The organism is Lentzea nigeriaca (genome assembly GCF_016907955.1).
Lineage (GTDB): Bacteria > Actinomycetota > Actinomycetes > Mycobacteriales > Pseudonocardiaceae > Lentzea > Lentzea nigeriaca.
The window spans coordinates 410,751-424,449 of record NZ_JAFBCX010000003.1 but is presented as its reverse complement, the minus strand read 5'-3'; the positions used below and the strand labels follow the sequence as shown (position 1 = coordinate 424,449).

The following is a 13,699-nucleotide window of genomic DNA, read 5'->3' as shown; positions in this document are numbered from 1 at the left end:
GTCAGCGGCCCGCGGTGTGGCTCCGTTCCTCCAGAGCGTCGAGCTGCCGGCGCACCCGCTCGGCGTCGTTGTCGCGGCCCTGTTCCCGGAACAGCTCCAGCGCCTCCTGCCACGTCTTGCGGGCCTGGTCGTCCTGTCCGATGGCAGCGTGGGGGTGGCCGAGGTTCTCCAGGGTGTTGGCGACCTGGTAGGCGTTGCCGAGCGTGCGGTACCGGGCGAGTGCCTCGTCGTAGTGGTCGAGGGCCTGCCGATGGTCGCCAGCGCGGTGCGCGATGAGCCCGAGACTGTCCAAAGTGGTCGCCTCGCCCTCGGTGAACCGGTGGTGCCGTTGCAGGGCGAGGGCGGCGCCGCAGTGGTCGCGGGCCGAGTCGAGGTCACCCAGCTGCGCGGCGCACCAGCCCGCCGCGTTGAGCGCCTCGGCTTCCCACAGGGGGTTGCCCAGCGATTGGTAGTGGTCGAGGGCCTGCCGGGCGTGCTCGAGTGCCTTCCGGCTGTCTCCCCACCCTTCCCGCACGTACGTGAGGATCAGGTGGGTGTGTGCCTGTTCGGTGGCGTCGTTCTGCTGCGCGGCCAGGGAAAGGGCCTGATCCAGGTGTGTGGCGGCTTCTTCCCGCAGGCCGAGTTGGGCGCAGGCGTACCCGAGATGCCGGTGGGCACAGGTGCGGAAGAAGGGGGTGTCCGGGAGATGTGCGGCGGCCTCCAGCGCCGCGCGCCACGCGGCGATCCCGTCGTGCCGGTGTGCCTGCCGGAGGTGGAAGGTGTTCAGTGCCCAGGCGAGGTGCCAGACGACGTGGTGTCGGCGGAGGGAAGCGGCGACGCGCTGGGTGGCCAGGAAGGTGGCGCGTTCGGCCCGCAGCCAGGTCGTCGCGGCCGCGGTGTCGGCCAGTGGGAGCGGGTGCACGCCGGCCGCGGGCGGGTCCGGCTGCACGAGTGGGCGCTGGGGTTCCAGGAGCCGGTCGGCGGCGCAGGCGGTGTGCAGACAGAAGTCCATCACCCGCACCAGCGCCGCCTCCCGCTCGTCGTCGGGCAGGTCGTGGGCGGTGGTGGCGGCGTAGGCGCGGACGAGGTCGTGCATCGCGTACCGGCCACCCGGCTGCCGTTCGAGCAGGGACGCCTCTTCCAACGCCGCCAACGCCTTGCGAGCCCTGGCGGAGGCCAGACCGGTGAGGGCGGCCACGGCGGGCAGGGTGGTGTCGGGGCCGGGCGCGACACCCAGCAGCCCGAACACGGTGCGCTGCTCGCCGGTGAGTCGGCGCAGCGACCAGGACAGCACGGCGGGCAGGCTGGCCGCGGGGTCGGTGTCGTGGTCGAGCGTCGCGAGGCCCAGCTCGCGCAGCTCGGCCGCCACCTCGGCCAGCGGCGTGCCGGGGCGGGTGACGGCGTTGCGGGCCGTGATCGACAGGGCCAGCGGATAGCCCCCGCACAGCTCGACCAGCTCGTCGACGGCGGCAGGCTCGGCGGCGACCCGGCCGGCGCCGAGGCGTGCCGCCAGCAGGGCGCGGGCCTCGGCACCCGGCAGCGCGTCCAGCTGCAGGTGGCGTGCGCCGTGCCGGTCGAGCAGGGAGACGAGCCTGGTGCGGCCGGTGACCAGCACGGTGCAGGCCGGACTGCCGGGCAGCAGCGGCACGACCTGCTCGGCGGTGGCGGCGTTGTCGAGCACGATCAGCATCCGCCGGTCCGCGACCAGGCTCCGGAACAGCGCGGCCTGGGCGTCGAGGGCCGGCGGGATCCGGCCGGAGTCGACACCGAGGGCGTCGAGGAACCCGCGCATCGCCGACTCCGGAGCCATCGGTTCTTCCGTGGGGTTGAACCCGCGCAGGTCGACGAACAGCTGCCCGTCCGGGAACCGTTCGGCGTGCTGGTGTGCCCATCGCAGGGCGAGCCAGGTCTTGCCAATCCCGCCCGCACCGCCGATCGCCGAGATCAGCACGGTGTTGATCCCGGCGAGCGTCTCGTCCAGGCGTGCCAGTTCGGCGGCGCGGCCGGTGAACCATCGTGGCGGCGCGGGCAACTGCCTGGGCACCGGCGCCGTCCTGGCACCCAGAGCCGCCGCGGGTGAGGTGAGGGCGGGATCGGTGTCGAGGATGCGCTGATGCAGCTCCTGGAGTGCGGCGCCGGGATCCGTGCCGAGATCCTCCGCCAGGCGATCCCATACGTGCCGGTAGTGCGCCAGGGCGTCCGCGGTGCGCCCGGCGCGGTGCAGCGCCAGCATGAACTGGCCCGCGACCCGCTCGTCCAGCGGGTGCCGCGCGGCTCGTGCCGACAGCTCCGCCACCAGTTCCTCGCCCTGGCCCAGACGCAGCAGGACGTCGGTCAGATCGTGCTCGGCAGCCCACCGTTCCTGTTGCCACCGGTCGCGTTCGCCTTCCACCCACTCGCCGCTCACGCCGGAAAACGGTTCCCCGTGCCACAACGCCAGCGCTTCGGTCAGTGGCGCCACCTGCGAGGCGCCGTCCGCGCGGCGGGCCCGATCGCGCAGTGCCTGGAAGCGGAGCAGATCGACGGTCTGATCCGCCTCCACCTCCAGGACGTAGCCGTCGGAACGGTGCACTACGGCCAGCGCGCCACCGAAGGCCTTGCGCAGCCGTGAAACGTGACTGTGCAGCGTGGCCCGTCCTCGCCGTGGTGTGTCCGCGCCCCACACCCGCTCGACCAGCCGGTCCGCGGGCACCAGCCGGCCGGCGTCCACCGCCAGCGCCGCCAGCACGCATCGTTGGCGGGAAGGCCCGAGATCCACCGGCCGTCCGTCGACACGCGCGGAAACCTCGCCCAGCAGAACGATCTCCACCGCCATGCCGTCTCCCCATCTCCCCGAACCACAGGGATAGCGCAGTGACCAGGGCAATGCAGAAATCTCGCAAGAGGTTCACACGAACGGCCGCGCACTGTGAATCCCGAGGCGGCCCAAGGGATCGTCAGGGGGATGGGCCGCCTCCTGGTTCGTCGACCTACGACAAGAGGGGCTGAACGATGAGGCTGTTTTCCACCATCACCGCACTGGGGGTCGTGCTGGCGTCGGGCATCGCGATGACACCCGCGAGCTCCGCCGACGTCGGCGTGTTCGGGCGCGTGTACCTCGGAGAGAACTACGCTTCGTCCAACGGGACGTGGGTCGAAGTCTGCGACATGGAGCGAGACGGCAACGGCGTCTACGGCCAGTTCGAGACCAACACCGGGACGAGCCGCGTCAACGACGGTAACGGCTCCGCCGGCGGCTGCGGGAACGCGACGTTCGGCCGGGTCAACCGCTTCCGCGTGTGCGAGGACCGCAGCGGGCGCCCGGACCCGTGTTCGAGCTGGGCTCGCCCCTGATGCGGTAAAACCGTTTTGCGGCTGCGCTCGTCCGTCTACACTCCACGATCAACATCACCGAGTGGCGAGGGGAGACCGGCCGTGCGTACCGCCGTTGTCGTTCCCTCGTCCCGTTTCGACGTGATCCTCGTGTCTCCGCACCCCGGCTGCTCGCTGCGCGCCGGGCACCGGAGTGTCTGACGAACCCAGAGTTCGTCAGGTCATCGCGCTGACCTCGTAAGTCCTTTCGCACCGAAAAGGCACTGAGCCATGCGCACGATCACGTTGAACGCCGTCCGCAACCTGGGCATCCTCGCCCACGTCGACGCGGGCAAGACCACGCTCACCGAACGCGTCCTGTTCGCCACCGGCAGCACGTACAAGCGCGGCGAGGTCCACGACGGCACCACCGTCACGGACTTCGACCCGCAGGAACGCGACCGCGGCATCACGATCTTCGCCGCCGCTGTCAGCTGCACGTGGGACGGGCATCGCGTCAACCTCATCGACACGCCTGGGCACGTCGACTTCTCCGACGAGGTCGAACGGTCGTTGCGCGTGCTGGACGGGGCTGTCGCCGTGTTCGACGGCGTGGCCGGGGTGGAGCCGCAGAGCGAATCCGTGTGGCGCCAGGCGGATCGGCACGGCGTGCCGCGGATCGCGTTCGTCAACAAGCTCGACCGGGCGGGTGCGGACCTCGACAAGGCCGTGGAGTCACTGAGGACGCGGCTGCACACCGTTCCGTTGGTGGTGCAGCTGCCGATCGGGGCCGAGGACGGCTTCGCCGGTGTCGTCGACCTGGTCCGCATGCGGGCGCTGACCTGGGAACCGGACCTCGTCGAAGGCCCCGTTCCGGAAACCCTGCTGGCAGAGGCGCAACGCCGCCGCCGCCTCCTGGAGGAGACGGTGGCGGAACTGAACCTCAAGGCGTTGGAGGAGTTCTATGCGCATGGAGCGTTGGGGGAGCAGACGCTCACCGAAGCGTTGCGGGAAGTGACGCGATGTGGCACCGGAACCGTCGTGCTGTGCGGCTCGGCGTACCGGAACCGGGGCATCGAACCGTTGCTGGACGCGGTGATCGCCTACCTGCCGTCCCCTGTGGACGTTCCGCCGGTGCGGGGCGTCGACGGCGAGGAGCGGCAGGCGGATCCGGAGGCGCCGCTCGCGGCGTTGGTGTTCAAGGTGAACTCCACCGCCACCGGGCGGCTGACCTACGTCCGCGTGTACTCCGGCACGCTCCACAAAGGACAGACGGTCCTGGCGGGTGGCCGGTCCGAACGCATCGGCAGGATCCTGCGGGTGCAGGCGGACCGCCACACGCCGGTCGACACGGCTGTCGCCGGTGACATCGTGGCCGTGGTGGGCCTGAAGTCGGCTCGCACCGGGGCGACCCTGTGCGCGCCGACGGCTCCGCTGCTGCTCGAACCGCCGGTGTCGGCAGACCCCGTCGTGTCGGTGGCCGTCGAGCCGAAGTCCAGCGCGGACAACGGGAAGCTGGCCGAGGCCCTGGCGTACCTGGTCGACGAGGACCCGTCCCTGCAGGTGAGGACGGACCCGGAGACCGGTCAGACGGTGTTGTCGGGCCTGGGTGAGCTGCACCTGGAGGTCGCGGTGGAGAAGGCGCGCGCGAACCACCGCCTCGAGATCACGATGGGCCGACCGCGGGTCGCCTACCGGGAGACCCTGGCGAGCGGCGTCACGGGATTCGTGTACCGGCACGTGAAGCAGGACGGAGGTTCGGGACAGTTCGCGCACATCGTCATCGACACCGAGCCGTTGGAGACGGGCTTCGAGTTCCGCTCGACGGTCACCGGTGGGCGCGTGCCGCAGGAGTTCGTTCGCGCGGTCGAGCAGGGTTGCCGGGACGCGCTGGCCGAGGGACCGCTTGGCCACCCGGTCACCGGCCTGCGGGTGACGCTCACCGACGGGTCCACGCACGTCAAGGACTCGACGGACATGGCGTTCCGCACGGCGGGCCGCCTGGGCCTGCGCGAGGCCCTGAAGGCGGGCGCGATGACGTTGCTCGAACCGATCGCCGAGGTCACCGTCACCGTGCCGGACGAGTACATCGGCGGTGTGCTCGGCGACCTGGCCGCGCGCCGGGGCCGGATCCTCGGCTCCGAGGCCAGGACCGGCACGACGGTGGTGACCGCTTCGGTGCCGTTGGCCGAGATGTTCGGTTACGTGACGAGGTTGCGCAGCCGGACGCAGGGCCGTGGCACGTTCACCGCCCGTCCTACCGGGTACGCGCCGGCATAGGTGCCCACTCGGGCGGCAGGTCGTGGGAGCACGTGGCCGCGCCTGCCGCCCGAGCCCGGCGGAGATCGAGGTAGGGCCCCGCGATCTGCTCGCGGGGCACCGCCCCGAGTGTGAGCACGGCGTCACCCGCGGCGAGAACCTGGCGCCGCATCCGTTCGTGGTCGACGGCTTCGGCGCCGAACGAGGGCGCCCACAGCGTCCACGGCCCGGAGATCATCGCCATCGTCGGGACCAGGTGCGAGTGGAAGTGCGTCCCGATGCCGCCGAACGAGCACTGCGGCGGCGCCCGGTCCGGCACCGGGAGGTCGCTGCCGGGCAGGACGAACGTGCGATCCACCGCTCGTGCCGCCAACGCCGCGGCGGCTGCCCGAGCGAGCACGGGACTGCCCGCGAACCAGCCCGACAGTTCCGCGGCGCCCGTCGGTTGCAGAGAACCCGCGCTCGGCAGGAACTCTCGTGTGCCGAGATGTTCCAGCACGAACGCGAACGCGACTCCGCCATCGTCGTATTCGGCGTCCAGTGCGCGTGCCCGGAACTCGCTGCCCTCTGCCGGGCGGTGCAGGTGGCCGGTCGCGAAGACGAACTCCAGCGTGCGCGGCCGGCAGCGCTGCGGGACGTGGGCGAAGTGTTCGGCGAGGGCGAGAAGGGCGACGGTTCCGTTCTCCTGCACCCAGCCCACGCCGTCGGTGTTGGTGTCGATCACGATGCGTTCGGGGCTCCGGCCGGGCAGCGTCGCGATGAGAGATCGCGTCACGGCGGGGGAGCGGCCCGCCAGGACGCCGATGGTCGTGCGGGTGCCGGGCTGGAGTTTCCCGGCCGCGTCCGAGCCGACGAACACCCCTGGCACACGGTAGTGCGTGCCGGTGTGCGGATCCCAGTAACCGCGAACCTGCTCGTGCGGGAACGGGAACGCGACGACGACTCCGGCCGCACCGGCGACGCCGGCGTCGATCATGTCCTGATGCAGCCGGGTTTCGGCGAGGTAGCCGCGGTCGACGGCGGGGAAGTCGCGCAGGACGACCTTGCCGCGGGCGTTGGCGGCGGTGATGGGCTCGCTGCCGGGCAGCCGGATCAGCTCTCCTGAGCGCAGACCGGGGGCGGAGTAGGGAATCGCGGCCGCGACCGGCACCACGCCGCCGGACACCAGCAGGCCTGGGCCCGGCTGCCAGCGAACGATGGGAAACCGTTCGGAGCGGACGGACATGCCGGGGAGCCGGGAGACACGGCGTTCCAGCCAGGAGAGGAACCGGTTGTGAGCCGGGCTGCCGGTGGCCCGCACGCCGAACCCGGCCATCCGGCCGTTCAGTTCCCGCAACTTGGCCGCCGAGGCGAACGCGCGCTCGTCGATCGACGCGGGGCAGTCGGACGCGGCAGCGGCAGGAGAGGTCAACTGGAGGCAGAAAACCGTTACGACACCGATGAATCCAAGCCATCTGGCAGGTAGCACGCCCACACTGTGGGCCGTCGTGAGGCGTCCTCACAATCCGCTGTCCAGGTCACGCGGTCAACCGTGAACGAAGAATGGTTCAACCAATATCCGCTACGGTCCGCGAGATGCGCTTGAATTCGACGCTCGGCCGCATCGCGGTGATCGCGTGCGCGCTGTTCCTGCTCGGCACCACGGCCACCGCGAACGCCGCGCACGGCCATGAGTGCGACACCCCGTCCATCGACCGGCTGCAACAGTGGCTCGCCAGCGGCGAGGGCGCCACCGAGCCCGCGACCGGCAGCATCCTCGTGCCGCGAAACCGCCACGGCTACACGGCGAAGATCAAGTTCCTGGCGAACGACTGGCACGTGATGGTCGTGTGGCTCGGCAACAGGTTCGAGGCCCAGGCCGACCTCACGAAGTCACACGGCTTCTGGATGACCTACCGCGCCACCGACGACCTCTACGTCCAACTGCGTCCCGCCTCGCACTGGAGCGGCGGCGACAAGTGGGTCACCAAGATCCCGTCGACGCGCGGCAGGCTGGTGCAGAGGTTCTTCGGCTTCGCCGAGAAGGACTGGACGACCCTGCCCGAACTCGGCAAGCCCAGCTACCCGCTCCGCGAGGCGCTGAAGGACGCCCGCGGCCTGGTCTTCGTCGGCAAGACGCCGAACGATCTGGAGTTCCGCAGCCTGAAGATCGACGGCTACCGCCCACCCTGCGTCTATTAGCGATGAACGGCGCATTTGTCCACGTCAGTCAGGTGAACAAGTGCGCCGTTCATCGTTTTCCGTCGGCACGGGTGCGGTCACGTACCGCAGAGTGCGTCTCATTCCCTCGACGCGATCAGCGCCTGCGGTGCGCTCTGCTTCATCCTCGTTTTCAGCCATGCGAGCTGCCGTGCGGTGTCCTTCTCGCACGAGCTCACGACGTCCAGAAGTTCCTTGTCGCGCAACCCCTGCGCGGCCTGGCCCACGACGGTCCAGGTGATGTCGGTGAACGACGCGAGCGCGTAGAGGTCCTGCAGGTCGCGCAGCAGCCCGACGCCGCCACTGCGGGTCTGCTCGAACTCGGCCGCGTGCAGGCGTTCCGGCTCCGACTCGCGGTGCTCGCCGTAGCGTTCGACGATCGGGCCCAGCTTCTCCACCTGGCCGTCGAGACGTTTCGCCAGTACCTGGCAGGTGCTCGCGACGTCCGGCTCCTCGCCGTGGCCCTTCGCCACCTCGCGGAAAGCGCCGGCCAGCGTCCGCAGCGAACCGTGCAGGAGTCCCAGGTAGGTGGCGAGGTGCATCAGGCCCTCCTGATCCGCACGGCGCTGAGCTTGAACAGCGGCTGCTTCGACACCGGGTCCCACTCGGTGAGCGTCAGCTCGTTCGCCGCTCGCTCGTGCCCGTCGTGCTCGACGTCCCAGTAGCCGTAGTGGAACGGCAGGAACACCACGCCGCCGCGGCACCGTCCAATTCGGACCGGGACCTTGACGCTGCCGCGTTCCGACTCGACCAGCACGACGTCGCCGTCGCCGAAGCCGAGCTCCGCCGCGTCCTCCGGCGACATCTCGACCCACGGCTCGGGCGCGGCCCGGCGCAGTTCGGGCGAACGGCCGGTCTTGGTACGGGTGTGGAAGTGGTACACCGAGCGTCCGGTCGTGCACAGGAACGGGTACGTGGCGTTCGCCTGCTCGTGGGGCGGCAGGTACTCGGCCGCCTTGAGGAACGCCCGCCCGTCGGGTCGTTGGGCCTTGTACTCGGTCGGCGTGGTCTGCGCGCCGGTGAGCAGGTCGTGGCCGTAGTCCTCGCAGTAGTCCGCGGCGGTGGGGAAGTGGCCGTCGGCGTAGAGCCGCTCCGGCCCCCACGCGATTCCGCTGCCACCGCGCAGCTTCTCGTAGGTCAGCTCCGTGTAGTCGCACGGGCGGCCGCGGCTGCACTCGCGCCACGCGTCGAACGCGCCCTCCGCGTCCTTCCACTTGATCAACGGGTCGCCGTCGCGGTCGCGGAAGCCCATGCGGGAGGCGTAGTCGAGGAAGATGTCCAGGTCGCTTCGCGCCTCGCCGGGCGGTTCGACGGCCTGCTCGGACAGGTGCACGACCCGCGACAGGTTCGTGAACGTGCCCTGTTTCTCGCCCCACAGCGCGGCGGGCAGCACCACGTCGGCCAGTTCGGTCGTCTCGGTGGGAAAACCGTCCTGTGCCACCACGAACAGGTCCTTCTTGCTCAGGATGGCGCGGATGCGCGAGAGCTCCGGCAGCGACACGGCGGGGTTGGTCGCGGAGATCCACAGGAACTTGATCGAGCCCTGCTCGGCGTACCGCCAGATCTGCATCGCATGCGTCGGCGGTGCCCAGTGCGGGATCGTGAGCGGGTCGACCTTCCACAGCCGCGCGAGCTCCTGGACGTGCTGCTCGTTGTCCCAGTTGCGGAAACCGGGCAGGTCGCCGTTCGCACCGGTCTCACGGGTGTTCTGCGCGGTCGGCTGGCCGTTCATCTGCAGCACACCGCTGCCGGGCCTGCCGATCAGGCCGCGGATCAGGTGCAGGTTGTTGACCTGGCACGACGCCGCGGTCGCCTGGTGCGACTGGTAGAAGCCCTGCAGCACGGTCGACAGCACCCGCTGCGAGGTTCCGAAGATCTCGGCGGCGCGTAGCAGGTCGACGGGGGAGACGCGGCAGATCTCGGCCACGTGCTCGGGTGTGTAGGGCTCGACGGTGCTCTTCAGCTCGTCGAAGCCGAGGGTGTGCCGGTGGACGTAGTCGTGGTCGACCCAGCCGTGCTCGATCACCGCGCGCACCAGGCCGTTCATCAACGCCTGGTTCGTGCCGGGCAACGGCGCCAGGTGCACGTCGGCGGACTCGGCGACCGGCGTCCGGCGCGGATCCACGACGACGACCCGAGGGCGGTCCGGTCCGGCGAGACGGTCGAGCACACGGGCCCACATCACGGTCTGCGTGGCGGCCATGTTGTGCCCGAACAGGAACAACGCGTCGCACAGGTCGATGTCGGTGTGGCAGGCGGGCTGTCCGTCGGAGCCGAACGACTCCTTCAAGGCCGCTGCCGCCGTCGCAGTGCACAGCCTGGTGTTGCCGTCCATGTGCGGCGTGCCGATGCCGGCTTTGCCGATGACGCCGAGGGTGTAGTACTCCTCCAGGAACAGCTGCCCGCTCGTGTAGAACCCGTGCGACGACGAGCCGAACTCGGCCAGCAGCTCCTGGGAGCGGTGCACCACCTCGCTCATCGCGGTGTCCCAGTCGGTCTCGACCAGCACGCCGTGGCGGCGGATCAACGGCTGGGTGAGGCGATCCGTGCGATGTGCCTGCCACGAGCCGAAAAGCCCTTTCGGGCCGAGCCTGCCGTGGTTGACGATGTCTTCCGCACGTCCGCGAACACCCACCATGCGGCCGTCCTTGACCGCGATGTCGCAGCCGCACCCGTTGCTGCACAACACGCAGGCCGACTGGACCCAGCGATCCACATCGGACTCTCCGATCCCGTGCGCGAGCTGCTGGTCGACCCGGACCGGCCAGTCGGTCTCTCGCCCGTGCGGAGTGCGTGGTCCCCATACGTCGGCGATGCGATCCACGATCGAGCAATACCCGGCGTTCCGGGAACGAAACTCAGTCGGTCAGCACCCTGCCGTAACGGTGGAGAACCCGTTGCCGCAAATCGGCGTTCGTCCTGGGTACTGGCTGGATGAACACCTCGTCCACCTCGTGGAACAGCTCGCGCAGCTCGTTGTCGATGCGAATGCAGGCCTGTTCCACGTCACCGGCGGAATAGTTGTCGATGAAGTCGACCCGTGCGCATATGAGAACTTTGTCCGTTCCGGTGAGCATTGTCTGGACGTCGACCAGATCGTCGACCTCCGGCTGCCGTTCAATGTGGTCCCAGACGGCCCGCACGAGCCGTGGATCAGCCTGGCGGCCGATCAGCAGACCCTTGCAGACGCGGCCGAGCAGCACCGCCACGACAGCCAGCAGCACCCCGATGAGAATCGACGCGATCCCGTCCCACACCGCCGACCCGGTCAGCTGGTGCAGCCCGACACCGGCCGCCGCGAGCACGATGCCGATCACCGCCGCGAGGTCCTCGGTGAACACGGCCCGCGGCGCCGGATCGTCGGTGCCGCTGAGGTGCGCGGCCATCGAGTGCTCGTGTTCCTCGGCCTCGTCGCGGACCTGCCGCGTCGCCTGGACGAGCGAGGTGCCCTCCATGACGAACGCGATGGCGAGCACGACGTAGTTGACCCACACGTACGCACTCTGCTCGTGCGGCGAGATGATCGTGTGCACGCCTTCGTACAGCGAGAACACCGCGCCGGAGATGAGAATCCCGAACGCGGCCAGCAACGACCAGAAGTACCGCTCCTTGCCGTACCCGAACGGGTGGCGCTGGTCAGCGGGCCGTTCCGATCTCCTGACGGCCGTCAGGAGCAGGATCTGCGTCGACGTGTCACCGACCGAGTGCGCGGCCTCCGAGAGCAGCGCGCCAGAGCCGGACAGCAGTCCGGCGACGAGTTTCAGCACCGCGACACCGGCGTTCGCGAGCAGGGCGAGCAGGACGGTGAACCTGCTGCGTTCCGATCCGGCCATGTGCCCCCGGCTACCCGTTCCCGGTCTTGGCGACACGTGTTTGCGCCGCCGGTCTGGGGGAACCAGCCGACAAACGGGAGGAGAAGAGAAGTGAAGGCTGTCGTGTGGCACGACGTGGGCGACATCAGGCTCGACGAGGTGCCCGACCCCCGCCTGGAGGAGCCGACCGACGCGATCATCAGGATCACCCGCAGCGCGATCTGCGGCACCGACCTGCACATGGTCCGCGGCACCATGCCGGACATGGTCGAGGGCACGGTGCTCGGCCACGAGGCCGTCGGTGTCGTCGAGGAGGTCGGCAGCGCCGTGCGGGGATTCACGCCCGGCGACCGCGTGGTGGTGACGTCGACGATCGGCTGCGGAACGTGTTCCTATTGCCGTGCCGGATATTTCGCCCAATGTGACACCGCGAACCCCAATGGACCCGCCGCCGGAACGTGCTTCTTCGGCGGGCCGAAGTCGACGGGGCCGATCAACGGCTTGCAGGCCGAACGCGCCCGGATCCCCCACGCGATGACGACGCTGGTGCGGGTGCCCGACGGCGTCAGTGACGACCAGGCGATCCTGCTGTCCGACATCTTCCCGACCGCGTGGTTCGGCGCACGTCTCGCCGAGGTCGGGTCCGGTGACACGGTGCTCGTGCTGGGCGCGGGCGTCGTCGGCCAGTTCGCGATCGCGTCGGCGAAACGGCAGGGCGCGGGCCGGGTGATCGTCGTCGACGGGATCGCGTCGCGGCTCGACCTGGCCCGTGCGCAGAACGCCGAGACGGTCAACTTCAACGAGGAGGATCCCGTCGAGGTCGTGCGGGAGCTGACCGGCGGCATCGGGCCGGATCGGGTGATCGAGGCGGTCGGTGTCGACGCGGAGGAGCCGGGGAAGCGCACGGACGAACAGTGGAAGCCGGGTGACGCGCCGCGGCTCGCGCTGGACTGGGCGGTCGAACTGGTCGCGAAGGCCGGTTCCGTCGGGATCATCGGCGTCTACCCGCCGGGGTTCGACGACTTCCCGATCGGCCAGGCGATGAACAAGAACCTCACGATGCGGATGGGCAACTGCAACCACCGCCGGTATCTGCCGCGCCTGCTCACCATGGTGCAGACGGGATCGGTGGACCCGACCGCGTTCATCACCAGGCACGAGAAGCCGACCTCCGCGATCGAGGCCTACCAGTCGTTCGACCTGCGCGAGGACGGCTGGCTGAAAACGGTGCTCGATGTCGCGTGAGCGGGTCGTCGTCACGGGCGGTGCGGGCTTCCTCGGCTCGCACGTCTGTGAGGCGCTGCTGGCGGACGGCGCGCAGGTCGTGTGCGTCGACGACTTCCGCACCGGATCGCGCGACAACGTGCCGGACGGCGTGGGGGTCGTCGTCGCCGACGTGTCCCGTCCGCTGGACCTGCTCGGGCCCGTCGACCTTGTGCTGCACCTGGCCTGTCCCGCGTCGCCGGTCGACTACCTGCGGATGCCGGTGGACACGTTGCGGGCCGGTGGTTTCGGCACGTACAACGTGCTGGAGCTGGCACGCCGCAAGGGTGCTCGCGTGGTCGTCGCGTCCACCAGCGAGGTGTACGGGGACCCGGAGGAGCATCCGCAGCGGGAGTCCTACTGGGGCCACGTGAACCCGATCGGGCCGCGCAGCGTCTACGACGAGGCCAAGCGGTTCGGCGAGGCCATGACGGTCGCGTTCCGGGCGGAACACGGGGTCGACGCCGGGATCGTGCGGATCTTCAACACCTACGGGCCGAGGATGCGGGCGCACGACGGGCGGATGATCCCGACGTTCCTGAGACAGGCCCTGGCCGGTGAGCCGTTGACGGTGCACGGCGACGGTCTGCAGACTCGGTCACTGTGCTATGTGGACGATCTCGTGCGCGGACTGCTCGCGATGGCGCGCAGTGATCATCCCGGCCCGATCAACCTCGGCAACCCCGCCGAGGTCACGGTGCTGGACGTCGCCCGCAAGACGATCGAGGTCACCGGCAGCTCGTCGGTGGTTCGTCACGTCGAGTCGATGACCGACGACCCGCGGCGGCGCCGGCCGGACATCAGCCTCGCGCGGGAGGTTCTGCACTGGCAGCCGACGGTTCCGCTGGACGAGGGGCTTCGCTCGTTTGCGCGGGAGTTCGCCGGGTAGCCGCAGT

Annotated in this window: 10 protein-coding genes; 5 read left to right on the top strand and 5 right to left on the bottom strand. The window is 69.9% G+C overall.

What is annotated here, in order from left to right; all coding sequences use genetic code 11:
- Window position 1: 1 nt before the first annotated feature.
- Window positions 2-2,794, bottom strand: a complete 2,793-nt coding sequence (locus JOD27_RS12940; RefSeq protein WP_204762431.1) for an AfsR/SARP family transcriptional regulator — start codon at window positions 2,792-2,794, stop codon at window positions 2-4.
- Between the two features lie 176 nt (window positions 2,795-2,970).
- Between JOD27_RS12940 and JOD27_RS12935 the strand changes: the two genes are divergently transcribed.
- On the top strand, window positions 2,971-3,312 hold the full coding sequence (locus JOD27_RS12935; protein WP_204762430.1) for a hypothetical protein: 342 nt from the start codon (window positions 2,971-2,973) through the stop codon (window positions 3,310-3,312).
- A gap of 249 nt (window positions 3,313-3,561) precedes the next feature.
- Entirely contained in the window at window positions 3,562-5,550 is a 1,989-nt protein-coding gene (gene fusA / locus JOD27_RS12930) for an elongation factor G (RefSeq protein ID WP_204762429.1), read from the top strand.
- On the opposite strand, the gene JOD27_RS12925 is transcribed toward fusA, so the two are convergent.
- Window positions 5,528-6,940 carry a hypothetical protein gene (locus JOD27_RS12925; protein ID WP_204762428.1) on the bottom strand — a complete coding sequence of 471 codons (1,413 nt, stop codon included), beginning with the start codon at window positions 6,938-6,940 and terminating at the stop codon, window positions 5,528-5,530. The genes fusA and JOD27_RS12925 overlap by 23 nt on opposite strands.
- A gap of 197 nt (window positions 6,941-7,137) precedes the next feature.
- Between JOD27_RS12925 and JOD27_RS12920 the strand changes: the two genes are divergently transcribed.
- Entirely contained in the window at window positions 7,138-7,710 is a 573-nt protein-coding gene (locus JOD27_RS12920; RefSeq protein WP_372441694.1) for a hypothetical protein, read from the top strand.
- A gap of 98 nt (window positions 7,711-7,808) precedes the next feature.
- Here the strand turns inward: JOD27_RS12920 and JOD27_RS12915 are convergent, their stop codons facing one another.
- The 3 genes from JOD27_RS12915 to JOD27_RS12905 are packed head-to-tail and all read right to left on the bottom strand — an operon-like array spanning window position 7,809 to window position 11,561.
- Entirely contained in the window at window positions 7,809-8,270 is a 462-nt protein-coding gene (locus JOD27_RS12915) for a hypothetical protein (protein WP_204762426.1), read from the bottom strand.
- On the bottom strand, window positions 8,270-10,555 hold the full coding sequence (locus JOD27_RS12910) for a molybdopterin oxidoreductase family protein (RefSeq protein ID WP_204762742.1): 2,286 nt from the start codon (window positions 10,553-10,555) through the stop codon (window positions 8,270-8,272). Before JOD27_RS12910 ends, JOD27_RS12915 begins: the two co-directional genes overlap by 1 nt.
- Window positions 10,556-10,586: 31 nt before the next feature.
- Entirely contained in the window at window positions 10,587-11,561 is a 975-nt protein-coding gene (locus JOD27_RS12905; protein WP_204762425.1) for a cation diffusion facilitator family transporter, read from the bottom strand.
- A 90-nt stretch (window positions 11,562-11,651) separates the two neighbouring features.
- Between JOD27_RS12905 and JOD27_RS12900 the strand changes: the two genes are divergently transcribed.
- Together JOD27_RS12900 and JOD27_RS12895 are read left to right on the top strand one after the other, a co-directional pair.
- The gene (locus tag JOD27_RS12900) at window positions 11,652-12,785 is read left to right on the top strand and encodes a zinc-dependent alcohol dehydrogenase (protein WP_204762424.1); all 1,134 of its coding nucleotides are present in this window, start codon (window positions 11,652-11,654) and stop codon (window positions 12,783-12,785) included.
- On the top strand, window positions 12,775-13,692 hold the full coding sequence (locus tag JOD27_RS12895; protein ID WP_204762423.1) for an NAD-dependent epimerase/dehydratase family protein: 918 nt from the start codon (window positions 12,775-12,777) through the stop codon (window positions 13,690-13,692). Before JOD27_RS12900 ends, JOD27_RS12895 begins: the two co-directional genes overlap by 11 nt.
- Window positions 13,693-13,699 lie beyond the last annotated feature (7 nt).